24 protein-coding genes are annotated in these 23,168 nt (G+C 68.8%); 14 read left to right on the forward strand and 10 right to left on the reverse strand.

Annotated elements, in window-relative coordinates; genetic code table 11:
* The first annotated feature begins 28 nt into the window (after positions 1-28).
* The 7 genes from AC3WLF_RS16450 to AC3WLF_RS16480 all read left to right on the forward strand — a co-directional run bounded on the left by AC3WLF_RS16450 (position 29) and on the right by AC3WLF_RS16480 (position 6,235).
* Complete coding sequence (locus AC3WLF_RS16450) at positions 29-2,056, forward strand: acetyl/propionyl/methylcrotonyl-CoA carboxylase subunit alpha (RefSeq protein WP_492358508.1); 2,028 nt, start codon at positions 29-31, stop codon at positions 2,054-2,056.
* 107 nt (positions 2,057-2,163) lie between these two features.
* Positions 2,164-3,105 carry a 2-hydroxyacid dehydrogenase gene (locus tag AC3WLF_RS16455; protein WP_492320740.1) on the forward strand — a complete coding sequence of 314 codons (942 nt, stop codon included), beginning with the start codon at positions 2,164-2,166 and terminating at the stop codon, positions 3,103-3,105.
* Between the two features lie 37 nt (positions 3,106-3,142).
* Positions 3,143-4,078, forward strand: a complete 936-nt coding sequence (locus AC3WLF_RS16460) for a hydroxymethylglutaryl-CoA lyase (RefSeq protein ID WP_010813274.1) — start codon at positions 3,143-3,145, stop codon at positions 4,076-4,078.
* 41 nt (positions 4,079-4,119) lie between these two features.
* Positions 4,120-4,620 (forward strand): YbaK/EbsC family protein, encoded by a 501-nt coding sequence (locus AC3WLF_RS16465; RefSeq protein ID WP_010813275.1) that lies wholly within the window; start codon positions 4,120-4,122, stop codon positions 4,618-4,620.
* Complete coding sequence (locus AC3WLF_RS16470; RefSeq protein WP_492320739.1) at positions 4,617-5,045, forward strand: thioesterase family protein; 429 nt, start codon at positions 4,617-4,619, stop codon at positions 5,043-5,045. Before AC3WLF_RS16465 ends, AC3WLF_RS16470 begins: the two co-directional genes overlap by 4 nt.
* Positions 5,046-5,066: 21 nt before the next feature.
* Entirely contained in the window at positions 5,067-5,309 is a 243-nt protein-coding gene (locus AC3WLF_RS16475; protein ID WP_085960184.1) for a DUF1289 domain-containing protein, read from the forward strand.
* Complete coding sequence (locus AC3WLF_RS16480; RefSeq protein ID WP_492320737.1) at positions 5,279-6,235, forward strand: MBL fold metallo-hydrolase; 957 nt, start codon at positions 5,279-5,281, stop codon at positions 6,233-6,235. The genes AC3WLF_RS16475 and AC3WLF_RS16480 overlap by 31 nt, the downstream gene beginning before the upstream one ends.
* 22 nt (positions 6,236-6,257) lie before the next feature.
* Here AC3WLF_RS16480 and AC3WLF_RS16485 read toward each other — a convergent pair whose 3' ends face one another.
* The 6 genes from AC3WLF_RS16485 to AC3WLF_RS16510 all read right to left on the reverse strand — a co-directional run bounded on the left by AC3WLF_RS16485 (position 6,258) and on the right by AC3WLF_RS16510 (position 13,198).
* Positions 6,258-8,453: a TonB-dependent receptor gene (locus AC3WLF_RS16485; RefSeq protein ID WP_492340223.1), complete on the reverse strand. Its 2,196-nt coding sequence runs from the start codon at positions 8,451-8,453 to the stop codon at positions 6,258-6,260.
* Positions 8,454-8,612: 159 nt separating this feature from the next.
* Positions 8,613-9,071 carry a hypothetical protein gene (locus AC3WLF_RS16490; protein WP_492320816.1) on the reverse strand — a complete coding sequence of 153 codons (459 nt, stop codon included), beginning with the start codon at positions 9,069-9,071 and terminating at the stop codon, positions 8,613-8,615.
* Positions 9,004-10,284, reverse strand: a complete 1,281-nt coding sequence (locus AC3WLF_RS16495) for a GTP-binding protein (RefSeq protein WP_492352872.1) — start codon at positions 10,282-10,284, stop codon at positions 9,004-9,006. Before AC3WLF_RS16495 ends, AC3WLF_RS16490 begins: the two co-directional genes overlap by 68 nt.
* A gap of 231 nt (positions 10,285-10,515) precedes the next feature.
* The gene (gene dksA, locus AC3WLF_RS16500) at positions 10,516-10,935 is read right to left on the reverse strand and encodes an RNA polymerase-binding protein DksA (protein ID WP_010813282.1); all 420 of its coding nucleotides are present in this window, start codon (positions 10,933-10,935) and stop codon (positions 10,516-10,518) included.
* 610 nt (positions 10,936-11,545) lie between these two features.
* Positions 11,546-12,631: a CobW family GTP-binding protein gene (locus AC3WLF_RS16505; RefSeq protein ID WP_492294151.1), complete on the reverse strand. Its 1,086-nt coding sequence runs from the start codon at positions 12,629-12,631 to the stop codon at positions 11,546-11,548.
* Positions 12,632-12,661: 30 nt separating this feature from the next.
* The gene (locus tag AC3WLF_RS16510; protein WP_492320734.1) at positions 12,662-13,198 is read right to left on the reverse strand and encodes a Fur family transcriptional regulator; all 537 of its coding nucleotides are present in this window, start codon (positions 13,196-13,198) and stop codon (positions 12,662-12,664) included.
* 141 nt (positions 13,199-13,339) lie between these two features.
* On the opposite strand from AC3WLF_RS16510, the gene AC3WLF_RS16515 reads away from it, so the two are divergent.
* The 5 genes from AC3WLF_RS16515 (at position 13,340) to AC3WLF_RS16535 (ending at position 18,296) form a co-directional block, all read left to right on the forward strand.
* Complete coding sequence (locus tag AC3WLF_RS16515; protein WP_492358509.1) at positions 13,340-14,239, forward strand: alpha/beta fold hydrolase; 900 nt, start codon at positions 13,340-13,342, stop codon at positions 14,237-14,239.
* Positions 14,240-14,532: 293 nt separating this feature from the next.
* Complete coding sequence (locus AC3WLF_RS16520; RefSeq protein ID WP_492320733.1) at positions 14,533-15,519, forward strand: tripartite tricarboxylate transporter substrate-binding protein; 987 nt, start codon at positions 14,533-14,535, stop codon at positions 15,517-15,519.
* Positions 15,520-15,747: 228 nt separating this feature from the next.
* Positions 15,748-16,284, forward strand: coding sequence for an ATP-dependent protease subunit HslV (gene hslV / locus AC3WLF_RS16525; protein ID WP_010813287.1), 537 nt, complete (start codon positions 15,748-15,750; stop codon positions 16,282-16,284).
* A gap of 50 nt (positions 16,285-16,334) precedes the next feature.
* Entirely contained in the window at positions 16,335-17,666 is a 1,332-nt protein-coding gene (gene hslU, locus AC3WLF_RS16530) for an ATP-dependent protease ATPase subunit HslU (protein ID WP_492320732.1), read from the forward strand.
* Between the two features lie 336 nt (positions 17,667-18,002).
* The gene (locus AC3WLF_RS16535; protein ID WP_436220631.1) at positions 18,003-18,296 is read left to right on the forward strand and encodes a hypothetical protein; all 294 of its coding nucleotides are present in this window, start codon (positions 18,003-18,005) and stop codon (positions 18,294-18,296) included.
* A 74-nt stretch (positions 18,297-18,370) separates the two neighbouring features.
* Here AC3WLF_RS16535 and AC3WLF_RS16540 read toward each other — a convergent pair whose 3' ends face one another.
* Together AC3WLF_RS16540 and AC3WLF_RS16545 are read right to left on the reverse strand one after the other, a co-directional pair.
* On the reverse strand, positions 18,371-18,982 hold the full coding sequence (locus AC3WLF_RS16540; protein ID WP_011614398.1) for a response regulator transcription factor: 612 nt from the start codon (positions 18,980-18,982) through the stop codon (positions 18,371-18,373).
* On the reverse strand, positions 18,979-20,367 hold the full coding sequence (locus AC3WLF_RS16545; RefSeq protein ID WP_492320731.1) for an ATP-binding protein: 1,389 nt from the start codon (positions 20,365-20,367) through the stop codon (positions 18,979-18,981). Before AC3WLF_RS16545 ends, AC3WLF_RS16540 begins: the two co-directional genes overlap by 4 nt.
* A gap of 176 nt (positions 20,368-20,543) precedes the next feature.
* Between AC3WLF_RS16545 and AC3WLF_RS16550 the strand changes: the two genes are divergently transcribed.
* Entirely contained in the window at positions 20,544-21,032 is a 489-nt protein-coding gene (locus tag AC3WLF_RS16550; RefSeq protein WP_492320730.1) for a copper chaperone PCu(A)C, read from the forward strand.
* A 179-nt stretch (positions 21,033-21,211) separates the two neighbouring features.
* Here the strand turns inward: AC3WLF_RS16550 and AC3WLF_RS16555 are convergent, their stop codons facing one another.
* Entirely contained in the window at positions 21,212-22,147 is a 936-nt protein-coding gene (locus AC3WLF_RS16555; protein ID WP_492321150.1) for a LysR family transcriptional regulator, read from the reverse strand.
* Positions 22,148-22,240: 93 nt separating this feature from the next.
* On the opposite strand from AC3WLF_RS16555, the gene AC3WLF_RS16560 reads away from it, so the two are divergent.
* Positions 22,241-22,771, forward strand: a complete 531-nt coding sequence (locus AC3WLF_RS16560) for a DMT family transporter (protein WP_492321151.1) — start codon at positions 22,241-22,243, stop codon at positions 22,769-22,771.
* Here AC3WLF_RS16560 and AC3WLF_RS16565 read toward each other — a convergent pair.
* Positions 22,744-22,974 carry a cysteine-rich CWC family protein gene (locus tag AC3WLF_RS16565; protein WP_492321152.1) on the reverse strand — a complete coding sequence of 77 codons (231 nt, stop codon included), beginning with the start codon at positions 22,972-22,974 and terminating at the stop codon, positions 22,744-22,746. The genes AC3WLF_RS16560 and AC3WLF_RS16565 overlap by 28 nt on opposite strands.
* Positions 22,975-23,168 lie beyond the last annotated feature (194 nt).

Here is a 23,168-nt window from a genome sequence, read left to right on the forward strand (position 1 = left end):
CCGTCCTGTCGAAAAACTAGGAGGAGCCATGTTCAACAAGATCCTGATCGCCAACCGCGGTGAAATCGCCTGCCGCGTGGCCGCCACCTGCCGCCGGCTCGGCATCCGCACCGTCGCGGTGTACTCGGATGCCGACGCCGACGCGCGCCACGTCGCCTTCTGCGACGAGGCCGTACATATCGGCGGCGCGGCCGCGCGCGACAGCTACCTGCGCGCCGACCACATCATCGAGATGGCGAAGGAAGCCGGCGCCCAGGCCATCCACCCGGGCTACGGCTTCCTGTCCGAGAACGAAGCCTTTGCCGAGGCCTGCGCCGCGGCGGGGCTGGTCTTCATCGGCCCGCCGGCGTCCGCCATCCGCGCGATGGGCAGCAAGAGCGCGGCCAAGCAATTGATGGAGAAGGCCGCGGTGCCGCTGGTGCCCGGCTACCACGGCGAGGACCAGGGTCCGGCGCTGCTGCGCCGCGAGGCCGACCGCATCGGCTACCCGGTGCTGCTCAAGGCCAGCGCCGGCGGCGGCGGCAAGGGCATGCGCGTGGTCGAGTCGGGCGACGCCTTCGAGGCTGCGCTCGCTTCGGTTAAGCGCGAGGCCAGCGCCAGCTTCGGCGATGACAAGGTGCTGGTGGAGAAGTACCTGACGCGCCCGCGCCATATCGAGATCCAGGTGTTTGCCGATACCCACGGCAACTGCGTCTACCTGTTCGAGCGCGACTGCTCGGTGCAGCGCCGCCACCAGAAGGTGCTGGAAGAAGCCCCCGCGCCAGGCATGACCGAGGCGCGCCGCCGCGCCATGGGCGAAGCGGCGGTGGCCGCGGCCAAGGCGGTCGGCTATGTCGGCGCCGGCACGGTGGAGTTCATCGCCAACCAGGACGGTTCGTTCTACTTCATGGAGATGAACACGCGCCTGCAGGTGGAGCACCCCGTCACCGAAATGATCACCGGGCAGGACCTGGTCGAATGGCAGCTGCGCGTCGCCGCCGGTGAAGCGCTGCCGCTCACGCAGGACCAGCTGCGCATCGACGGCCATGCGCTGGAAGCGCGTATCTACGCCGAGAACCCCGACAAGCAGTTCCTGCCGTCCACCGGCACGCTGCGCTTCCTGCGCACGCCGCCGGCGGTGCAGTTCATGCGCGGTGAGGATGTGCACGGCCCGGCCGGCATCCGCATCGACGCCGGCGTGCGCGAGGGCGACACCATCAGCCCGTTCTACGACCCGATGATCGCCAAGCTGATCGTCTGGGGCAAGGACCGCGACGAGGCACTCTCGCGCATGCGCCAGGCGCTGGCGGCCTACCACGTGGTGGGGTTGTCGACCAACGTGGCCTTCCTGCAGCGGCTGGTGTCGTCCCAGGCCTTCCGCACGGCGGACCTCGACACCGGCCTGATCGAGCGCAACGAGAAGGTCCTGTTCCCGCCGCCGGCGCCGGTCGGCCTGGAAGTCATCGCGCTGGCGGTGGCGGCGCTGTTCGACCGCGAGGCCCGCGAGCGCCGCATCGACGCCGCCGACCAGCATTCGCCGTGGACCCATGGCGGCGCGTGGCGGCTGAACGGCGGCGTGTCGCGCACGCTGCGCTTCGGCTATGGCGAGCAGGTGCTGGAGGTGACGCTGAGCACCAACGAGCGCGGCAGCACGCTGATCTATGCGGACCAGGCGGCGCCCTTTGCCTGCACCTGCCAGGCCGACGATATCCGCATCAACCTCGGCACCCGGCGCGCGCACGGGCAGGTGCATGCCGATGGCGAGACCTTCCACGTCTTCTATGCCGGGCGGCATGTGAGCCTGGCCTGGCTCGATCCGCTGGCCCATGCCGGCGAGACCGAAAGCGAAGGCGGCAAGCTCACCGCGCCGATGCCCGGGAAGGTCATTGCGGTGATGGTCGAGGCTGGCAGCACCGTCACGCGCGGCACGCCGTTGCTGGTGATGGAGGCCATGAAGATGGAGCACACCATCAGCGCACCGGTGGACGGGGTGGTGAGTGAGGTGCTTTACGGGGTCGGGGAGCAGGTGGTGGAGGGGGCGCAGCTGCTGGCGTTCGAGGGGAAGTCGGGGGCTTGAAGCGCGACAGGGGGCAGGGGCGCGGTTACCGTTGCCCCAACCAACCCCAAGCCCGTTCCTCTGCCAAAATACGCCTTTAACCCCACCAGAATTCCCCTGGAGACAAAATGAAGTTGCAGTTGTACGTCCCCGATGGCCGCTACGACCCCTGGATCGCAGGCTTCGCCGAGGCACTGCCCGAAGCGCAATGCGTGACGTGGGAGGACAGCCGTGGCGAACCGGCCGACTACGCCGTGGTCTGGCGCCCGCCGGTGGAGATGCTGCGTGGCCGTACCGACCTGAAGGCGGTGTTCAACCTGGGCGCCGGCGTCGACGGCATCCTGCGCCTGCGCGATGAAGCCCCTGACGCCTTGCCCGCGGGCGTGCCGATCGTGCGGCTCGACGATGCCGGCATGGCCGCGCAGATGGCCGAGTACGTCACCCACGCTGTGCTGCGCTATTTCCGCAAGATGGACGCCTACGAGGCCCAGCAGCGCGCCGGCAACTGGAAATTCCTGAAGCCGCATCGCCGCGCGGACTTCACCGTCGGCGTGATGGGGGTGGGCACGCTCGGCACGCATATCGCCCGCACGCTGGCGGGCTTCGGCTTCCCGGTGCGAGGCTGGAGCCGCACCGCGCGCGCCATCGAAGGCGTGAGTGGCTTCTACGGCGATGCCGGGCAGGCGCCGTTCCTCGATGGCCTGCGCGTGCTGGTCAATGTGCTGCCGCTGACACCGCAGACCGAGAACATCCTCAACGCGGGGCTGTTCGCGCGGCTGGCGCAGGGCGCGTATGTGATCAACGTCGCGCGCGGGCAGCACCTGGTCGAGGAAGACCTGCTTGCCGCGGTGCAGTCGGGGCAGGTTGCGGGTGCCACGCTCGACGTGTTCCGCACCGAGCCGCTGCCTGCCGAACACCCGTTCTGGCAGGAGCCGCGCATCACCGTCACGCCGCATATCTCGGCGCTCACGTTGCGCGAAGACAGCATCGCGCAGATCGCCGGCAAGATCCGCGCGCTGCGCGCGGGCCAGCCGATCGCGGGCGTGGTCGACGTGCAGCGGGGCTACTGAGCGCCCGACCAATACGAATCAAAGACAGGAGACAGCCATGACCATGCCGAACTACGTGAAGATCGTTGAAGTCGGTCCGCGCGACGGCCTGCAGAACGAGAAGGCGATGGTGCCGACCGAGGTCAAGGTCGCGCTGATCAACCAGCTGACCGATGCCGGCTTCGTCAATATCGAGGCCGCGTCGTTCGTGTCGCCCAAGTGGGTGCCGCAGATGGCCGACGGTGCCGACGTGATGGCGCGCATCCAGCGCCGGCCCGGCACACTGTTTTCGGCGCTGACGCCGAACATGAAGGGGTTTGAAGGCGCGATCGAGGCCGGTGCCGACGAGGTCGTGATCTTCGGCGCCGCCAGCGAGGCGTTCTCGCAGAAGAACATCAACTGCTCGATCGCCGAGTCGATCGCGCGCTTTGCGCCGGTGGCAGCGGCAGCCAAGGAGAAGGGCGTGCGCCTGCGCGGCAGCATCTCGTGCGCGCTGGGCTGCCCGTACCAGGGCGAAGTACCGGTGCACGCGGTGGTCGACGTGGTGCGGCGCATGCGCGAACTGGGCTGCGACGAGATCGACATTGCCGACACCATCGGCGTGGGCACCCCCGTGCGCGTGCAGGAAGTGATGCGCGCCGCGGCGGCGGAGTTTGCGCTGGACCGCCTGTCGGGCCATTTCCACGATACCTACGGGCAGGCGCTGTCCAATATCCTGGCCAGCCTGGAAGTGGGCATCTCGATCTTCCATGCGTCGGTGGCGGGGCTGGGCGGATGCCCGTACGCCAAGGGCGCGACCGGCAACGTGGCGACCGAGGATGTGCTGTACATGCTGCACGGCATGGGCATCCACACCGGCATCGACCTGGAAGCGGTGGTGCGCACCGGCGACTATATCTCGCAGGCAATCGGCCGCGCCAACAGCTCGCGCGTGGGCCGTGCCTTGCTGACCAAGTGGGCCGCCGCCAGCGATGCGGCGCCTGCCTGCGCGTAAGTGCGGATCAGGCGCGGGCCACAGAACAAGGAGAAGTACGCATGACGGTGAATGACGAAGCGCTGCCCGAGTCCGCGCAGCGCGTGGCCGACCTGCTGGCCGGGCTTGGCCATGACCGGCCCGTGGTGATGCTGCCGGCCACCGGCAAGACCTCGGCCGAGGCCGCGGCGGGGCTGGGCTGCAGCGTGGCCGAGATCGCCAAGTCCATCATCTTCCGGCGCGTGGCCGACGACGCGCCGGTGCTGGTGATCGCCAGCGGCAGCAACCGCGTCGACGAGGCCAAGGTGGCCGCGCGCGTAGGCGCGCTGGGCAAGGCCGACGCGCGCTTCGTGCGCGAGAAGACCGGCTACGCCATCGGCGGCGTCTGCCCGATCGGCCATGCGGTGGCGCCGGTGATGCTGCTGGACCAGGACCTGTTCCGCTATGACAGCTTGTGGGCCGCGGCGGGGCATCCCCATGCGGTCTTCAACCTGACGCCGCACCAGTTGCAGCAGATGACGGGCGCCGAAGTGGCCGACGTCGCGGCAGGCTCGGTGGCATGAGTCCCGACCTGCGCCCCGGCCTGACCTTCAGCTGGCAATACACGGTGCCGCCCAAGGCCACCGTGCCGCGCCTGTACGACGATATCCCGGGCTGCCCCGAGATGCCCGACGTGCTGGCCACCGGCTATATGGTCGGCATCATGGAATGCGCCTGCCTGCAGATGCTGCGCGAGCACCTGGACTGGCCGCGCGAGCAGTCGCTCGGCACGCTGGTCAGCTTCTCGCACCTGGCGCCGACGCCGCCGGGCATGACGGTCACGGTCAAGGGCGAACTGGTCGAGGTGGACGGGCGCCGCCTGCGCTTCCAGCTGAGCGCCTGGGACGGCGAGGACAAGATCTCCGAGGGCGTGCATGAGCGCCACCTGATCGACGCCGGCCGCTTCAACGAAAAAGTGGCGGCCAAGGCCGCGCGCGCGGCGGGCTGAGTGGCGAGCGAGCGCAACGCCATGGCCCTCACACCTGCCGAGCTGGCCGCTCAGGCCGACGCCGCGCAGCGGGCCTCGCCGGTGCCGTCGCCATGCCGCAACGTCTGCCGCATGGATCCGGCCACCGGCTACTGCGCGGGCTGCCTGCGCACCATCGAAGAAATTGCCGGCTGGTCGTCCGCCGGCGATGAAGACAAGCGCCGCATCTGGGCGCAGCTGCCGCAGCGCGCCGCATGGCTGGCAGGCGAGGAGACATCCCCTTGAGCGAACGCCCGGTCCCGCAGTTGCCGGCCACCATGCGCGTGTTCGAGCGCGGCTGGCTGTCGGCAAACAATATCCTGTTCGTTGAGGGCGACGATACGGTGCTGGTCGATACCGGCTACGTCACCCACGCGCCGCAGACGGTGGCGCTGGTGGCGGCCGCCTTGCAGGGCCGGCCGCTCGCACGCGTGATCAATACCCATCTCCACTCCGACCACTGCGGCGGCAATGCCGCGCTGCAGGCACGCTGGCAGCCGCGCACCGCGATCCCCGCGGCCGAGGCCGCAGCCGTTGCCGCGTGGGATACGGAAGCGCTCAGCTACAAGGCCACCGGCCAGCAGTGCGACCGTTTCACCTTCGACAGCGTGCTGAACGACGGCGACACGCTGCGTCTGGGCGGCATCGACTGGCAAGTCGTGGCCGCCCCCGGCCATGACCCGCATGCGGTGATGCTGTTCGCGCCGGCCGAGCGCATCCTGGTTTCCGGCGATGCGCTGTGGGAGAACGGCTTCGGCGTGATCTTCCCCGAGCTGGATGGCGAGAGCGGCTTCGCCGAGCAGGCGGCGGTGCTGGAACGGATCGCGCAACTGGACGCGCGGCTGGTGATCCCGGGCCACGGCCGGATGTTTACCGATGTGGCGGCGGCGGTCGAACGCGCTCAGGGGCGCCTGGCCTACCTGAGCGCCGACCCGGCGCGCAATGCCAGCCATGCGGTCAAGGTGCTGGTGAAGTTCAAGTTGCTGGAGCAGCAGTGCATGGCCCAGGACGCGCTGGTGGCATGGATGGAAGCCGCGCCGCTGATGGTGCGCATCCGCCAGCGCTTCATGCCGGGGCTGGAGATGGCCGAGATCTGCGCGCAGACGGTGCGCGCGCTGGCGGGAGTGAAGGCGCTGGCGGTGGAGGGGGCGTGGGTGGTGAATCGGGATTGATTCACCACGCCTGCCTGCATCCTCAGAATGACGTCCTGAACCCCACCTTCACACTGCGCCCGGCCAGCGGCGCGATGTCCCGCAGGATCGACGCCGAGTTGCGCGCATCCTGGTTGGTCAGGTTGTCGCCGCGCAGGTACACCAGCGTCTGCGTGCCCGACACCTTGAACTTGTAGGTCAGCGCCAGGCTCAGCAGCGTATAGGCATCGGTCGGCGTGTCGTTGGTCGGCACGCGGGTCTGCTTTGCGGCGTAGGTCACGTCGACGCGCGCGCCCCACGGGCCCGCGCCATACACCAGTGCACCGCCCAGGCGCAGCGGTGCCAGCCGCGGCAGCGGTTCGCCGGTATCGCGGTTCTCGCCGCGCACGTAGTCGGCGCGGGCCTCGAAGTCCAGCGTGTCGCTGGTGGTCAGCATTTTCTGCAGCAAGCGCGTCTTGCCTTCCACCTCGAAGCCGTACAGCGTGGCCGGCACACCCAGGTACTGGAACTCCGGCAGCGCGTCCGGGCTGCCGGCGGCGACCACGTCGCCCGCCTCGTCACGCGTGCGGCCGGTGGCGTTCAGCGCCAGGTAGTTGGCGAAGCGGCTGTAGTAGCCCGACACGGCGGCGCTGTGCGCGCCGGACTTGAAGCGCACGCCCAGGTCGATAGAGGTGGCCCGTTCCTTGTTGGCATTGGGATCGCCCAGCTCCCACGCGCCGGTGGCCACGTGGGGGCCGTTGGCATACAGCTCGTAGAAGGTCGGCGCGCGCTCGGTGTATGACAGGTTGCTGGTCAGCGACCACAGCGGGTTGACCTTGTAGAGCAGGCCGGCCGACGCGCTGGTGGCGTTGAAGCTGCGGCTGGCATCGGTAAAGCGGTCGTTGCCGTTGGCGCTGGCCTTGATGCTGCTGTGGTCCAGGCGCCCGCCCAGGTTCAGCTTGAGGTCGCCGGAAGCGGTCAGCGGCAGTTCCTCGAACACGAACAGCGCGGCGTTATCCGTATTGGTGCTCGGCACGAATGCCTCTTCGCCCAGTGCCGAGAAGTCGGTATGGCCGAACTGCGTGCCGATCACGCCCGTCATGTTGCCGATCTTTGCGTGCCTGGCCTCCAGGCGCGCATCCCAGCCGCGGTTCTTGAAGATCGTGCCGGTCTCGCCGCCCTCGATCTCCTTGTGTTCGTAGTCGGTGTAGCCGAACTTGCCCTTGACCGATTCGAGCCAGCCGGCGGTGTTGCCGGCCAGGTTGCGTGCCTCGCCTTCCAGCGCAAAGCGGTCCTGCCGCATCTTCAGCCGCACGTCGTCCTCGGCGGGCGTGCCGTACTCATTGCGGTAGGCGCTGTAGTTGGCGCCGACGAAGCCATCGGCCCAGGTGTAGGAGCCGCCCATCGCGCCGCCTTCCTGCTGCGCGCTGGTGTTGGGCAGGCGGCCATAGGCTTCGGTCTCGCCTTCGGGCAGTGGATCGGCGGTGCGCAGACGGTCGCTGCGGGCGTAGCCGGGGATGCGCAGGTCGCTGGTCTTGCGCGCGAAGGCGTCGGCGTGGACGGCGAACTTGCCGTTGCCGGCCTCGATCAGCGCGCTGGCGTTGCGCGCCTGGTCGCCGCCCGCGGTGGCGCTGGCATCGACCGCGCCGCCGATGCCTTCGATCGGCTCCTTCGGAATCCGGTTGTCGATCACGTTGACCACGCCGCCGATGGCGTTGCCGCCGTACATCAGCGCCGCCGGGCCGCGCACGACCTCGATGCGCTCGGCCACGAGCGGGTCCACCGGCACGGCGTGGTCGTAGGACAGCGTGGAGGCGTCGACGGTGGTGCCGCCGTTCTGCAGCACCTTGATGCGGTCGCCGTCCAGGCCGCGGATCACCGGCCGGCTGGCATTGGGGCCGAAGTAGCTGGACGAGACCCCGGGCAGTTTGTCGAGCGTGTCGCCCAGCGTGCTGCCCTGGCGCACGGCCAGGGCGTCGCCGCCGAGCGTCGATACTGGCGCCACCATGTCGTTGAGGTCGCTGCCGAGCGGGTTGGCGGTGACCACGACTTCGCGCAGCGTGGTGCCGGCTGGCGCGGTGGCGGTGGCGGTGGCGGTGGCGGTGGCGGGTGCGCTGTCGGCGGCAGGTGCCGTGGCCTGTGCCAGCGCGGCGGGCGCGACGAAGGCGGTGGCCATGGTGGCGGTGAGGGAAGCGGCAAGGGCCGCCAGCGGGGTCAGGCGCGGTGCGCTGGTTGGTACGGTGTAACGATTCTTCGACATGGCGCGCGGAGTGAGGCAATGGCAATCGGCCCGGCTGGCACGGCAGCTGCCCGGCACCGCGCCGGCCACCCGCGATGGGCGTGGCCGCGCAGCCGCAATGGGCAGGCGTTCAGCTCGGAATTGGTCAGGCCGGGTGCGCGGCGAGGGCCGCTTCCCGGATCAGGCGAGGGCGATGGCCGGCGCCGGCGGCGCGCGCGATTGGAAGGGGTGGGTGGCGGGCAGGTCGGGCCAGCGCCAGGCCAGGTTGGCCGGCTTGACCGGCTTGCCAAAGGCAAGCTGCGGCAGCGGCAGCTTGCCGCACAGGGTGTCGGCAACCGTGGCGCCATCGAACAGCACGCACGAGTGGCCGCTGAATTTCTGCGCCAGCGGGTGCGGCTCGGGGTCGTTGGCCGAGGCGGCGTCGGCCGTTGTCACGGAGGCCGACGGCGCAAGCAGGCCGCCATGCACGATGCGGTGGGTCAGCCCGGCGTGCTGCGCCAGCAGCAGGCATAGCGCCAGCCACAGCGCGGACCAGAGGCCCGGGCCATGCGCGCGCAGGCGGGCGAACCAGTCAGTGCGCATGCGGATGGCCGGCGTGGTTGCCGTGGTGGTGGTCGGGATCGCCGCAGCCGCAATCATCGCCATGGCCATCGCCATGGTCATGATCGTGGTCGTCGTCGAAGTCGTCGACCCAGGCGGGGAAGGGATCCGCATAGCCCGCCCAGGCTTCCGCGCCCGCGGCCATCTCGGCATCGGTCAGCAGGCAGGCGTCGAGCCGGGCCTGCAGCGCCGCATGGTCCAGGTCCAGGCCGGTCAGCACCAGTTCCTGGCGGCGGTCGCCGAAGGCTGCCGGGGCACCATCGACCTGCATGTCGGCTTCGACTTCGGCGCGTTCGGCGCTGTCGGCCGGCCATTCCGCCGGATCCAGCGCGGCCCACCAGGCGCCGGCGCCGCCATGGCGGCAGACGCCGCCGGACTGGTTCCAGTCGCCCGCCGTATCCATGCGGCTGGCCAGCCAGAACAGGCCCCTGGAGCGCAGCACGCTGCCGTGCTCGCGCAGCCATTCGGTATGGATCAGGTCGGCGAAGCGCTGCGGGTGGAACGGGCGGCGGCGGCGGTAGACCAGCGTGGAGACGCCGCTGGCGTCGGCAGCCGGCAACTCGCCGCGCAGCGCGGCGAGCCAGCCCGGTGCGTCCGCGGCGGCTTCAAAGTCGAAGCGGCCGGTGCCTTGCACGCGCTCGGGCGCGACCTTGCCGAAGCTGGCTTCGACGATGTCGGCACGCGGGTTCAGCGCCTGCAGCACGGCGTGCAGCCGCGCCAGTTCAGCCGCGCTGGCGAGGTCGGCCTTGTTCAGCACGATCACGTCGCAGCATTCGACCTGCGCCACCAGCACTTCAGCCACGGTCCGGTCATCGTCCGTGGCCTGCGCCAGCCCGCGGTCGGCCAGGAACTCGGCCTCGTTGAGGTCGCGCAGGAAGGTGGCGGCATCGATCACCGTCACCAGCGTGTCGGGTTGCACCGCCGCGTCGGGCCCGGCGCCATGCTCGGCCTCGAACAGGAAGCCTTCGGCAATCGCGAGCGGCTCGTCCAGGCCGTCGGCTTCGATCAGCAGCGCGTCAAAGCGGCGCTCGGCGGCAAGCCGGGCGGCTTCGCCGAGCAGGGCGTCGCCCGCGGGCAGCACCGTGGCCTCGCAACCGGGCGGCAGCGGCGCCGGCGCCTGCCCATGCTGCGGCCCGCAGACCAGCACGGCCAGGCGCCGGCCCGCGCTGTGCGCAAGCAGGTGGTTCAGCAGCGTGGTCTTGCCGGCGCCGGGGAAGCCGGACAGCACGGTGACGGGCAGGCGATCAGCCATGGCAGGAGAGGTGGAAGTGACGAGGGACTACGCAGCCCAGGCGAGGGGCGCGTTGTTGCAACAAGGTTGCGAATTTACCAGAAAGGCCGGGGCGGCAACAGCCGGATGATTCTCAATGGTAGGCCGTGGCGACGGCACGACAAGGCGGACGCGGCCCGCCAAAGCAAACGGCCCGGGTAACCGGGCCGTCACGTTACGCCTGCCGCACCGGCCGTGCCGGCGCGTGGCGTATCAGTCGCCGAACAGCTTCTGGCGCAGTTCGCGGCGTTGCTGCGCTTCCAGCGACAGCGTGGCGGTGGGACGGGCCAGCAGGCGCGGCACGCCGATCGGCTCGCCGGTTTCCTCGCACCAGCCATAGTCGCCGGACTCGATGCGTTGCAGCGACTGCTCCACCTTCTTCAGCAGCTTGCGCTCGCGGTCGCGCGTGCGCAGTTCCAGCGCATGCTCTTCCTCGATGGTGGCACGGTCGGCCGGATCCGGCACGATGACCGTTTCGCGCAGGTGTTCCGTGGTCTGGTCAGCGTTCTTCAGGATTTCGTCGCGCAGCTGCTCAAGACGGTGCTTGAAGAAGGCGAGCTGCGCTTCGTTCATGTAATCCTTGTCGCTCATCTTCAGGATTTCAGCTTCAGTCAGAAGTTTGTTGCTGCTCATGGTTGCTGCTGATTCTCTTGTTGATGCGGCCGGCGGCGTCTGGGTCCGCTCGGGTGCGCTGTCCGCGCGCTTGCGCGCCACGGCTGTTTCACTCTGGCTGGCTGCAGTCTTGCTGCTTCGCGGGCCTCCCTTCGTTGCGCCCGCTTCGGCGTTCGCCGTACTGCCGCGGGGAGCGGGCGCGGCCTTCACAGGCTGCGCCTTGAGCGTCTCTGCCGCTGCAGTACCAGTCTTGCTGCGGCTTTCTTTGGTCTTCGTTGCGGCTGTCATGGGGACACCTCTCTCTCGCGTCAGTCAGTGACGGCGCGCGTCGGGGCACCCCAGGCGGAAAAAGGCGGTCTCCGCACGAAGCACTGCGACCGCACCTGCCGGCGGCCTGCCTCATGCTGACGACAACCGCCGCCCTGCAAGTCCACCAGATCCGATGGACCAAATGCCGGCAGCGGGAAAAAGGTGCGCCACCGGTATCAAATCCGGCCTATTGTACTTGAACAAATTTTTCCGAGATACGGGGAAAACCGGCTGGCGCTTCGGTATTTCCCCGGTACCCCGAACGGGGGGCGGCCGCGGAGCGGGGTTCGAGGGGGCGTCGCCGATGGGGCGACTGGTGCACTCAGGCCAGGCAGTTCTCCAGGCCCTTGAGGATGGCGTCGCGGGGCAGGTCCACGCCGATGAACACCATGCGCGTGCCCGGGGTCTCTTCCTCCCACTTGGCGCCGATGTCGCTGCCCATCAGCTGGTGGACCCCCTGGAACACCACCTTGCGGTCCACACCGTCCATATATAGTACGCCCTTGTAGCGCAGCAGTTTTTCCCCGTATACGGCCAGGATGCCGGACAGGAATTCCTCCAGCTTGCCGTAGTGGAAGGGCTTGTCGCTGCGGAAGACGAACGACGCAATGCGGTCGGTATGGTGGTGGTGATGGTGGTGGTCGTGCGCGTGGCCATGGCCGTGCGCATGGTCGTGCCCGTGGTCATGGCCGCAGTCGTCGCCGCAATGCTCGCCATGCTCATGGTCATGATCGTGGTCATGGTCGTCGGCGCGCAGGAATTCCGGGTCGATCTCCAGCTTGGCGTTCAGGTTGAAGCCGCGCAGGTCGAAGATGGTGTCGATCGGCGCCTCGCCGAAGTTGACCAGGCGGATCGGCGCGCGCGGGTTCATGTGCAGCAGGCGGTGGCGCAGCTCGGCCACGTCGGCTTCGGTCACCAGGTCGGACTTGGTGATGAAGATGGCGTCGGCAAAGCCAACCTGGCGCTGCGCCTCTTCCTGCTTGTCCAGCTGCAGGTGGGCATGCTTGGCGTCGACCAGCGTGATCACCGCGTCGAGCAGGTAGCGCGAGGCGATTTCCTCGTCCATGAAGAAGGTCTGCGCCACCGGGCCCGGGTTGGCCACGCCCGTGGTCTCGATCACCACGCGGTCGAAGTCGATCTCGCCGGCGTCGCGGCGCGTCAGCAGCGTCGACAGCGCCTGCACCAGGTCGCCGCGGATGGTGCAGCAGATGCAGCCGTTGCTCATCTGCACGATCTGCTCGCGGCCGTCCTGCACCAGGATCTCGTTGTCGATGTTCTCTTCGCCGAACTCGTTCTCGATCACGGCGATCTTCATGCCGTGCTGCTCGTTCAGGATGCGCTTGAGCAGGGTGGTCTTGCCGCTGCCGAGAAAGCCGGTCAGGATCGTGACCGGGGTCAGTTTGGACATTGTTGTTCTCCGGGTATGAGAGATTGCCGTTCAGTGCGAAGCGCCGCCTGGCGAGGCGGGCGCACGCTTGCCGCACTCGGCGCAGACGCCGTTCACGGTCAGTTCGACATGTTCGATGGCAAAGCCGCTGGGCACGCGCGGCGCGGCCGGCTGCACCGGTGCGCTGGCATCGTCCAGGCAGAAGGTGCGGTCGCAGCGGGTGCAGTGGAAATGGCTGTGCTGGCGGTGCTCCTGCGCGCGCGCGGCCTCGTGTTCGACCAGGCTGAAGCGGAACACGCGGTCGTTGCCGGCACGCTTCTGCGCCACGCCCTGTTCCACCAGCCAGTCCAGCACGCGGTAGACGGTGACGCGGTCTATGGTCTCGCCCGGTTCGGGCAGGCGGTCGATCACGGCCTGGTGCGTCAGCGCCTCTTCGCTGCCGATCAGGCAGGCCAGGATGCACAGCCGCGGCTGGGTCACGCGCGCGCCCAGTTGGCGCAGGCGCTCGTGGGCGGCTTCCAGGGACTCAGGGGTGGGGATCGCCGGTTCCGGCACAGCGGCCGGCCGGTCCGGACTGGGACGGGTCATGGGCGGATTTAACCATAGGCCCCCGGTTGATGCAATTCAGTTGCGTCAGCGGGCCGAATGGCGAAGCCGGCGCAGCCACGCCGATGAGGCGGTTTGCGCCTATGATCGGCACAGGACGACCCTTAGAAGCGGAGACGACCCATGCTGAATGACGCCAGCGCGCTGCTGTTCCCGAACTTCGAACCCTTCCGGCAGCGTGCCGGCGAGGTCGAGATCGCCGGCGTGCGCGGCGGTTCGGGACCGCCGCTGCTGCTGTTGCACGGGCACCCGCAGAGCCACCTGATCTGGCACCGGGTGGCGCCGGCGCTGGCCGATCACTTCACAGTGATCGCCACCGACCTGCGCGGCTACGGCAGCAGCTCGGCCCCGCCCGGCAATGCCGGCCATGAGCACTACAGCAAGCGCACCATGGCGCAGGACCAGGTGTCGCTGATGACGGCATTCGGTTTCGAGCGCTTTGCGCTGTGCGGCCACGACCGCGGTGCCCGCGTCGCGCACCGGCTGTGCATGGACCACCCGGACACGGTCAGCCGCGCCATGCTGCTGGACATCGCGCCCACGCTGGCGATGTACGAGCGCACCAGCATGGCCTTTGCCGCCGCCTACTGGCACTGGTTCTTCCTGATCCAGCCGGCACCGTTCCCCGAGACGCTGATCAACGCCGAGCCCGATTTCTACATCGAGAAGCTGATGGGCCTGCGCCACGCGGGCCTGACGCCCTTCGCCCCCGACGCCATGGCTGCCTACACCGCGGCGATGCGCGACCCGGCGCGCGTGCATGCCATGTGCGAGGACTACCGCGCCGCCGCCACCATCGACCTGGAGCACGACCGTGCCGACCGCGAGGCTGGGCGCCGGCTGGCGCTGCCGCTGCGCGTGCTGTGGGGCGAGCACGGCGTGGTGGCGCGCTGCTTCGAGCCGCTGGCGCTGTGGCAGGAGGTGGCCACCGACATCAGCGGCCAGGCGCTGCCGTGCGGGCACTACATGCCGGAAGAGGCCGCCGAACCGCTGCTTGAGGAAATGCTCGGTTTCTTCCGTTAGGCCGCACCGGGTGTCACAAACACATGCCTTTGCATCCGATCTCTGCCATATCTTTCCCATTTCCCGCCATATGCGGCTGATTGCAGGCGGGTTAGCCCCTATACCTGCATATTGTCTGTAGTTGCTAACATCAAGGCCCGCCCTTGCCGTTTACGGCAGGGCAGCCGAGCCAGCCGGCATGGTCCAAGAGCGCGGCCACAGCGACCGCGCCAGATGCGCCCCGCACAAGCAGGGGCCGGGCCGGCGGCAACGCATTGCAAGACGGGTATTGAAGGGAACCAGGAGAAGAGAGCATGAAACGAGTGGTAAAGATGGTCGCGGGCGCGCTGGCAGTCAGTGCGCTGGGTGTGGCGACGGGCGCGTACGCGCAGGAATTCCCGGGCGGCAAGCCGGTGTCGGCGGTGGTGCCGTTCTCCGCGGGCGGCCCGACCGACAAGGTCTCGCGCGAACTGACCGCGATCATGTCCAAGCACCTGGGCACGACCATCGTGATCGAAAACCTGGGCGGCGCCGGCGGCACCATCGGCGCCAAGAAGGTGGCCCAGGCCAAGAACGACGGCCACACCCTGCTGATCCACCATATCGGCATGGCCACGGCCCCGGCGCTGTACCGCAACCTGGGCTTCGATCCGCTCAAGGACTTCGAGATGATCGGCGAAATCGCCGACGTGCCGATGATCCTGGTCGGCAACAAGCAGCTGCCGCCGAACACCTTCAAGGACCTGCTGCCGTACATCAAGGCCAACGCCGGCAAGCTGTCGCTGGCCAATGCCGGCATCGGCTCGGCCTCGCACCTGTGCGGCCTGCTGTTCCAGAGCGCGATCCAGACCGAGCTGACCACCGTGCCGTACAAGGGCGCTGCGCCGGCACTGACCGATATCCTGGGCGGCCAGGTCAACCTGCTGTGCGACCAGACCACCAATCTTGCCGGCCATCTCAAGGCCCACTCGGTCAAGCCGTACGCGGCCATGCAGGCACGCCGCGTGGAAGCGTTCAAGGATGTCCCGACCGCGGCCGAGCAGGGCATGCCGGGCGTGGAAGTGAAGGTCTGGCACGCCATGTACGCGCCCAAGGGCACGCCCAAGCCGGTGATCGACAAGCTGTCGGCGGCGCTGCAGAAGGCCGTGGCCGACCCGGCTTTCCGCGCCAAGATGGCCGAGCTGGGCGCCGAAGCGGTGTCGGCGCAGCGCGCCACGCCGGATTCTCTGCGCAACTACCTGAGCGCCGAAATCAACAAGTGGACGCCGGTGATCAGGAAGGCCGGCGTATACGCCGACTGATCAGGCGGTGTGATACATAAGGCGCGCGGGCCCTGGCCCGCGCGTGCCGGACAAGGGCCATGCGGCAACGCATGGCCCTTCTTGTTTTCTGGCGGGGCGTCCGGCAGCCTGCCGGCAGGCATCCTATATTGGGTCAGACCGGGCGGCGCTTCCCGAAGCACGCCACAGGCCTTGAAACCGGCCGGGGGCGTCGCCAACTACGGTCCTGACATATTCACGGAAGCCACCATGGAACAGTATCACGGCACTACCATCGTCAGCGTCCGCCGCGGCAATCAGGTCGCACTCGGCGGTGATGGTCAGGTCACGCTCGGCAATATCGTGATGAAGGGCACCGCGCGCAAGGTGCGCCGCATCTACAACGGCAAGGTCCTGGTCGGGTTTGCCGGCAGCACCGCCGACGCCTTCTCGCTGCTGGACCGCTTCGAGGCCAAGCTGGAAAAGTACCAGGGCAACCTGACCCGTGCCGCGGTCGACCTGGCCAAGGACTGGCGTTCGGACCGCGCCCTGCGCCGGCTGGAAGCCATGCTGATCACCGCCGACCGCGACACCACGCTGGTCATCACCGGCAACGGCGACGTGCTCGACCCCGAGGGCGGCATCGCCGCGATCGGCTCGGGCGGCGCGTACGCGCAGTCTGCCGCCAAGGCGCTGGTCGAGAACACCGAAATGGCCCCCAAGGACGTGGTCGAGAAGGCGCTGACCATTGCCGGCGAGCTCTGCATCTACACCAACACCAACTTCGTCATCGAGACGCTGGAATAAGCGCAGGCCGGCCACCGCGCAGGCCGGCGCGCCCCCACTGAACGGATACCATGTCGCACACCATGACCCCGTCGGAAATCGTTTCCGAACTCGACAAGCACATCATCGGCCAGAACAAGGCCAAGAAGGCCGTGGCGGTGGCGCTGCGCAACCGCTGGCGCCGCCAGCAGGTGGCCGAGCCCCTACGCCAGGAAATCACTCCCAAGAACATCCTGATGATCGGCCCGACCGGGGTCGGCAAGACCGAGATCGCGCGCCGCCTGGCCAAGCTGGCAGACGCGCCCTTCATCAAGATCGAGGCCACCAAGTTCACCGAGGTGGGCTATGTCGGCCGCGATGTCGACACCATCGTGCGCGACCTGGCCGAGATGGCGATCAAGCAGACGCGCGAGTCCGAGATGAAGAAGGTGCGCACCAAGGCCGAGGACGCGGCCGAGGACCGCCTGCTCGACGTGCTGCTGCCGCCGGCGCGCGATATCGGCTTCGCGCAGCCGGAAGAGAAGGATTCCAACACGCGCCAGGTGTTCCGCAAGAAGCTGCGCGAAGGCTCGCTCGACGACAAGGAAATCGAGCTGGAACTCTCCGCCGGCATGCCGAGCATGGACATCATGGGCCCGCCGGGCATGGAAGACATGACCGAGCAGATCCGCACCATGTTTGCCGGGCTGGGCCAGGGCAAGAAGGCGCGCCGCAAGATGAAGGTCAAGGAAGCCTTCAAGCTGCTGATCGACGAAGAGGCCGCCAAGCTCGTCAATGACGAGGAGCTCAAGCACAAGGCCATTGCCAATGTCGAGCAAAACGGCATCGTGTTCCTGGACGAGATCGACAAGATCGCCAGCCGCAGCGATGTCGGCGGCGGCGAGGTGTCGCGCCAGGGCGTGCAGCGCGACCTGCTGCCGCTGGTGGAAGGCACCACGGTGAACACCAAGTACGGCATGATCAAGACGGACCACATCCTGTTCATTGCTTCGGGCGCGTTCCATCTGTCCAAGCCGAGCGACCTGATTCCCGAGCTGCAGGGCCGCTTCCCGATCCGGGTCGAGCTGGAGTCGCTGTCCGTGCAGGACTTCGAGGCGATCCTGACGCAGACCGATGCCAGCCTGACCAAGCAGTACCAGGCGCTGCTGAACACCGAAGAGGTCAACCTGGTGTTCGCGCCGGACGGTATCCGCCGGCTGGCCGAGATCGCCTTCTCGGTCAACGAGAAGGTCGAGAACATCGGCGCGCGGCGCCTGTACACGGTGATGGAGCGGCTGCTGGAGGACCTGTCTTTCCACGCCACCAGGTCGTCGGGCGAGACTGTGACGATCGATGCGGCATATGTTGACGAGCGGCTTGGGGATCTGGCCGGGAACGAGGATCTGTCGCGTTACGTCCTGTAAAGGGGCCGGGATACGATGCAAGGCGCACCGTGGTGCGCCTTTTTTGTGGGTATTCGGGAGCTCGTGATTTTTGGATGGGTGCCAAGCGCGACACCCAACCGTAATGGCACCAAGCCAAAAACCACCGTGCGCGAAGGCCTCACATGCCCATCACCCGCACGGGACGTATTTCATGTCCATGCGTTTCCACCTGCCACACCCCGGTAACCATCGTAAGCATTGGTAAGCCCGCTGGCGCGCCCCTGCCGGCCGATGCGACCCTTGCGCACCTTGACGGTCGATTGACCGGTGCGGGAGCCACCGCATCCCCATCAACTCACTGGCAGGAGAAATCAGATGGTCAACTACAAGACCCGGCGCGTAGTGCTCGCCACGGGCGGACTGCTGGCCGCACTGGCGGCGGCAACCGCGTTCCTGTGTGTGCGTCCGGCCATTCCGGCTGCCGAAGCCGCGCAATCGGGCACGGTCGGTGCGGCCGCTGCCGCGGCGGCGGCGCTGGCGCTGGACTCGGGCGCGCTGTTCACGCTGGCAGACCGCCATGCCGGCGACGCCATGCGCATCGCACAAGGCAGCACGCCACAGGACAGCGCCGAGGGCCTGGACTGGGACTATGTCCAGCTGCGCCTGTAACCTGGATGGCGCTTGCCATTGGGCATGTGAAAGGCCGCGCACAGGCGCGGCCTTTTCGCTTATCGCCGCGGCAATTACCGCGACACCGGCCGCTTGCCCAGCTTGCGCTGCAAGGTGCGCCGGTGCATGTTCAGCGCCCGTGCCGTGGCGGAGATATTGCCGTCATGCTCGGCCAGCACGCGCTGGATATGCTCCCATTCCAGCCGCGCCACCGACAGCGGCACCGGCTCTTCCAGCGCGGCCTGCGCCGCATCTTCGGACACGCCCGCCATCAGCGCGGTCAGGATCGAATCGACATTGGCCGGCTTGGCCAGGTATTCGTCCGCGCCTTGCTTGACCGCCGCCACCGCGGTGGCGATGCTGGCGTAGCCGGTCAGGATCAGGATGCGTGCGTCCGGCAACGCCTGGCGCAGCGGCGACACCAGCTGCAGCCCCGATTCGGCGGGCACGGTGCTGCCGGCGTCCGGCGGCGGCTCCAGGTGCAGGTCCAGCGTGACATAGGCAAACTCGATGCGTGATGCCAGCGCCAGTGCGGTGCGGCCGTCGTGCGCCACCTGCACGGCATAGCCGCGTCGCGTGAGCGCGCGGGCCAGGGTGCCGGCAAAGACTTCGTCGTCGTCGATGACCAGGAAGGGCGTGCCAGCCGGTGCGGTGGCTTCGGGTACCGGGGTGAGGGTGTCGGTCATGGGGTTCGTGGTGCCGTGGCGGCGGCGGATGCGGAAAGGGTGGACAGCGCGGGCAGGCGCAACTCGGCAACGGTGCCGCCGCCGGCGCGGTCATGCCAGGCCAGCTCGCCGCCCATCTGCCGGGCGGCGCTTTGCGCCAGGTACAGGCCGATGCCCTGGCCGCCGTGCTGGCTGGCCACCGGGGTTTCGCCCAGTTGGCCGCGCAGCATCTCGGGAATGCCGTCGCCGTGGTCGGCGATGCGGAACGACAGCCACGGCGCGGTATTGCCGGGCGCCATGGCGATCTGCAGCTGCAGCGGCTCCTGGCCGCGGCCGGCGGCTTGCTGGCTGCGCGCGGCGTTATCCAGCAGGATGGTCAGGATCTGGCCCACGCGCGCGGTTTCCACCGCCTGCGCGCCGGCGCCCGGCGTGGCGCTGGCCTGCAGGCTGGCGTTGGGGTGGCGCAGCTGCCAGCGCTCGGCAAAGGCCGGCAGCCAGCCGTCGATGCGCTGCGGCGCCAGCGTGGCCGGGTCTTCGCGCAGGCGCGCGAGCGTGGTGCGGCACAGCGCCAGCTGCTGCTCCATGGTCTGCAGGTCGGGCAGGTAGCTGTTGATTGCGGAGGTGCCGCGGCCCGCGTCGGAGGCATCGGCACGCAGCTCGCCGGCGATGACCGCCAGCGTGGCCAGCGGCGTGCCGATCTCATGCGCGACCGCGGCGGCCTGGCCGTTCAGGTCTTCCACGCGCGCCTCGCGCAGCAGCTGCTCGCGTGCCAGGTTCAGCTGCGCCTCGCGCTGGCGCAGCACGCCGGACAGGCGCGCCACGAACAGCGCGATCATCACCGCGCTGGCGACGAAGTTCAGCCACATGCCGGCCAGGTGGTAGTTCACCGCGTTGTCCGGGTTGTGCAGGTCCAGCGGCACATATTCGAACAGCAGCAGCGTGTAGCAGGCGAGCGCGTACAGCGCCAGCGCGATCACCTGGCGCCACGGCAGGATGGCGGCGGCAATGGCCAGCCCCGGCAGGTAGAACGAGACAAAGGGGTTGGTCGCGCCGCCGGTGTAGAACAGGATGGCCGACAGCGCGGTCAGGTCCACCAGCAGCTGGCCCATCAGCTCGGCCTCGCCGGGGGCGCTGTTGCGCCGCGTGTGCTGGCGCAGGCGCAGGCCGGTCAGCAGGTTGAACAGCGCCTGCAGGCCGAACACCACCAGCAGCGGCCCGTAGGGCAGGCGGATGCCGGCGATGGGCTCGCAGCTCAGCACGGTCAGCGCCTGTCCCGCCAGCAATGCCCAGCGCAGCCAGAACAGCCGGCGCAGCGTCACCTGGCCATGGCGGGCGGAGGTGCCCGCCGGCAGTGGCGACAGGAAGGGGAGGTCGGGCAAGCGGGTCACGGCTGCGGCGGTGGTCATGGCGCGAGTGTATCAATGCGGCCGCGGGGCACCGGTGCGTGCGACACCTTGCCGCATTGGCGCCGCGCCGGTCGGGCTGCCAGACTAGCCGGCTGTGCGCCGCATGGCGGGGTTGCCTGGGGCATGCACGGGCGGGCATCGCCATGGTCTAATGTTTGCTTTCAGGAGAGCCTTTCATGCAAGCCAAATTCCGCTCGGCCACCCTGGCCGCATCGGTCGCCCTCGCCGCCGCGCTGGCGTCCGGCGCCGCGCTGGCCCAGGTCGATGTCAGCAACGCCTGGGTGCGCGGCACGGTGCCGACCCAGACTGCCTCCGGCGCCTTCATGGTGCTGCACGCGCACGACAACGCGAAGCTGGTCGGCGTGTCGTCGCCGGTGGCCGCGGCCGAGCTGCACGAGATGAAGATGGAAGGCAACGTGATGCGCATGCGCCAGGTCAAGTCGCTGGACCTGCCAATGATGAAGGACGTCGAGCTGAAGCCGGGCGGCTACCACGTGATGCTGATGGACCTGAAGTCGCAGCTCAAGAAGGGCGACACCGTGCCCATCACGCTGAAGATCGAGCAGGGCGGCAAGGTGATCGAGCAGAAGGTCACGGCCGAAGTGCGCGACATGGTGCCCGCTGCCGCCGGCGCGAGCGGCGGCCACGGCGAACACAAGCACTGAGCGCCTGACGGGGCCCGGCCTCGTCCATCCACCCATCCCGCCATCATGGCCAACAAGCAGCACGGCACCCGGCAGAAGCTGGTCTTTCGCGGGGACACGCGCCCCGCCAGGCCACCTGCTGTTCCCGCGCAGCGCCGTGATGCCCAGCCCCCGGCGCCAGCCAAGCCGGGGGGGCGCCGTCAGCCGCGCAAGCTGATCGGCTCTTCCGATTCCTGACTGGCCGCCGCGGCCAGCACGCGCTCGCGCAGCCAGGCGTGGGCGGGATCGGCTTCGGTGCGCTCGTGCCAGATCATGCTGAAGGTGAAGTCGTCGAGCGCAAACGGCGGCGCGAACACGGCGTAGCGCGGGTCCTCTTCCAGCGCGGCCAGGCTGCGCCGCGCCGTGGTCAGCACCAGGTTGGTCCCGGCGATCAGCGCCGGCGCCACGCTCCAGTGCGGCACCACGCAGGCGATCTTGCGCCGTCCGCCCAGCTTGGCCACCGCGGTGTCGATCGCGTCCATGCGTTCGCTGTGCGTGGCCACCAGCACGTGCGAGCGCGCCAGGTAGGCCACCTGGTCGAGCCGGCCGGTGTCGCGCACGGTGGCGGCATCCACCGCGCAGGCATAGCTCTCGCAGAACAGCTCCGCGGATTTCACGCCTTCGGGCTGGTGGGTGAACACGCCCAGCGCCATGTCGATCTCGCCATCGGCGACCTGGGCGGTCATGCCTTCGCGGCTGGCCTGCGACACCACCAGGTCGATATTGGGCGCGGCCTTGCGCACCGCGCGCAGCAGCCGCGGCAGCACCACCAGCGCGCCGTAATCGGACATGGCCAGGCGGAAGCTGCGCCGCGCGGTGGCTGGCTGGAAGCCGCTCGGCCCCAGCAGGATGCGCACCTGCGCCAGCGCCTCGGCCAGCGGGCCGGACAGCTCATGGGCGCGCGCGCTCAGCACCAGTCCGCCCTTGCCGCGCACCAGGATGGGATCGTCGAGCAGCTGCCGCAGGCGCCCGAGCGCGTGGCTGACCGCCGGCTGGCTCAGGTGCAGCCGCAGCGCGGCGCGGGAGATATGGCGCTCGGCCAGCAGTGCTTCGAGCACCACCAGCAGGTTGAGGTCGATTCCGCGTAGGCTATTCATTCGGCGAATAATAAACGTACGAAAGCAGAATTGGAAATTCGCATTGCGATATTTCAAACTGCTGGCATCGCATCTTGCCCTATGGAGCGCTTCATGTCAGGCACCCAGTTGCCGTTTTCCCTCCCGGTTTCACTCTGGCTGCCGCTTGGCACGGCCGTGCTGGCCGGCGCGGCGATCCCCTTCCAGGCCGGCGCCAACGCCACCCTCGGGCGCACGCTCGGGCATCCGCTGTCGGCCACGCTGGTGTCGCTGCTGGTCAGCCTGGCGGCGCTGTTGCCCGTGCTGTGGCTGATGCGCGTGCCGCTGCCGGCGCCAGCGGCACTGGCGCGTGCGCCTGGCTGGCTCTGGATCGGCGGGGTGCTGGGGGTGTTCTATATTTCGGCCGCGCTGATGATGGCGCCGAAGCTGGGCGCCGCGGGTTTTATCGCCGCGGTGGTGGCGGGCCAGGTGCTGGCGGCGCTGCTGGTGGACCAGTTCGGGCTGGCCGGCTTTGCGGTGCGCGCGCTCACGCCGGCGCGGCTGGCGGGCGCGGCGCTGATCGTGGCGGGGATGCTGGTGATGCAGTGGGGCAGCGCCGCAGGGCCCGGGCCGGCGCCTCAGCCAGCGGCGGAATCTGGTTCCTGAGCCGCTTGCCGGCGCGCTGCCAGGCAGGCCGGACACAGGCAGTGCTGGCCCGGCACGATGCGCCGCGCCGGCAGCAGCGGCTGGCTGGCGCACCAGCACTCGGGCAGCCCCGCCACGTAGCCGCAGACAAAGCCCGCGCCGCAGCGGCTGCAATGTTCGACCGGGCGCAGCTGGCCGGTCAGCACGGTCGAGGCGTCGCTCATGGCAGGTCTCCCGGCGCTGGCGGGAAATCGGGGATCCGGGCTGGCAAGAGGCGGCTGGCGGCGGGCATGATGGTCAAGATGGGGAACGCTGTGCCGCGGCGCAGGCCAAACGGCTGAGTGGTGGCGGCACGTTGTTGCGTGGACGGAACGCGTTGGTGCCCCGTGGGGCGCTTGCAGGCGGTTCGCGGGACCAC

The sequence above is a fragment of the Cupriavidus sp. FW306-01-F10A genome (genome assembly GCF_058782785.1).

Excerpts from the sequence above, each read along its gene's own strand:
- AC3WLF_RS16490 (WP_492320816.1), bottom strand. The coding sequence starts at position 9,071 with ATGATTGCGGCTGCGGCGATCCCGACCACCACCACGGCAACCACGCCG.
- AC3WLF_RS16545 (WP_492320731.1), bottom strand. The coding sequence starts at position 20,367 with ATGACCACCGCCGCAGCCGTGACCCGCTTGCCCGACCTCCCCTTCCTG.
- AC3WLF_RS16475 (WP_085960184.1), top strand. The coding sequence starts at position 5,067 with ATGGCCCTCACACCTGCCGAGCTGGCCGCTCAGGCCGACGCCGCGCAG.
- AC3WLF_RS16565 (WP_492321152.1), bottom strand. The coding sequence starts at position 22,974 with ATGAGCGACGCCTCGACCGTGCTGACCGGCCAGCTGCGCCCGGTCGAA.
- AC3WLF_RS16485 (WP_492340223.1), bottom strand. The coding sequence starts at position 8,453 with ATGTCGAAGAATCGTTACACCGTACCAACCAGCGCACCGCGCCTGACC.
- AC3WLF_RS16455 (WP_492320740.1), top strand. The coding sequence starts at position 2,164 with ATGAAGTTGCAGTTGTACGTCCCCGATGGCCGCTACGACCCCTGGATC.
- AC3WLF_RS16480 (WP_492320737.1), top strand. The coding sequence starts at position 5,279 with ATGGCTGGCAGGCGAGGAGACATCCCCTTGAGCGAACGCCCGGTCCCG.
- AC3WLF_RS16535 (WP_436220631.1), top strand. The coding sequence starts at position 18,003 with ATGGTCAACTACAAGACCCGGCGCGTAGTGCTCGCCACGGGCGGACTG.
- dksA (WP_010813282.1), bottom strand. The coding sequence starts at position 10,935 with ATGAGCAGCAACAAACTTCTGACTGAAGCTGAAATCCTGAAGATGAGC.
- AC3WLF_RS16550 (WP_492320730.1), top strand. The coding sequence starts at position 20,544 with ATGCAAGCCAAATTCCGCTCGGCCACCCTGGCCGCATCGGTCGCCCTC.
- hslV (WP_010813287.1), top strand. The coding sequence starts at position 15,748 with ATGGAACAGTATCACGGCACTACCATCGTCAGCGTCCGCCGCGGCAAT.
- AC3WLF_RS16520 (WP_492320733.1), top strand. The coding sequence starts at position 14,533 with ATGAAACGAGTGGTAAAGATGGTCGCGGGCGCGCTGGCAGTCAGTGCG.
- AC3WLF_RS16560 (WP_492321151.1), top strand. The coding sequence starts at position 22,241 with ATGTCAGGCACCCAGTTGCCGTTTTCCCTCCCGGTTTCACTCTGGCTG.
- AC3WLF_RS16465 (WP_010813275.1), top strand. The coding sequence starts at position 4,120 with ATGACGGTGAATGACGAAGCGCTGCCCGAGTCCGCGCAGCGCGTGGCC.
- AC3WLF_RS16555 (WP_492321150.1), bottom strand. The coding sequence starts at position 22,147 with ATGAATAGCCTACGCGGAATCGACCTCAACCTGCTGGTGGTGCTCGAA.
- AC3WLF_RS16470 (WP_492320739.1), top strand. The coding sequence starts at position 4,617 with ATGAGTCCCGACCTGCGCCCCGGCCTGACCTTCAGCTGGCAATACACG.
- AC3WLF_RS16505 (WP_492294151.1), bottom strand. The coding sequence starts at position 12,631 with ATGTCCAAACTGACCCCGGTCACGATCCTGACCGGCTTTCTCGGCAGC.
- AC3WLF_RS16460 (WP_010813274.1), top strand. The coding sequence starts at position 3,143 with ATGACCATGCCGAACTACGTGAAGATCGTTGAAGTCGGTCCGCGCGAC.
- AC3WLF_RS16495 (WP_492352872.1), bottom strand. The coding sequence starts at position 10,284 with ATGGCTGATCGCCTGCCCGTCACCGTGCTGTCCGGCTTCCCCGGCGCC.
- AC3WLF_RS16450 (WP_492358508.1), top strand. The coding sequence starts at position 29 with ATGTTCAACAAGATCCTGATCGCCAACCGCGGTGAAATCGCCTGCCGC.
- AC3WLF_RS16510 (WP_492320734.1), bottom strand. The coding sequence starts at position 13,198 with ATGACCCGTCCCAGTCCGGACCGGCCGGCCGCTGTGCCGGAACCGGCG.
- hslU (WP_492320732.1), top strand. The coding sequence starts at position 16,335 with ATGTCGCACACCATGACCCCGTCGGAAATCGTTTCCGAACTCGACAAG.
- AC3WLF_RS16515 (WP_492358509.1), top strand. The coding sequence starts at position 13,340 with ATGCTGAATGACGCCAGCGCGCTGCTGTTCCCGAACTTCGAACCCTTC.
- AC3WLF_RS16540 (WP_011614398.1), bottom strand. The coding sequence starts at position 18,982 with ATGACCGACACCCTCACCCCGGTACCCGAAGCCACCGCACCGGCTGGC.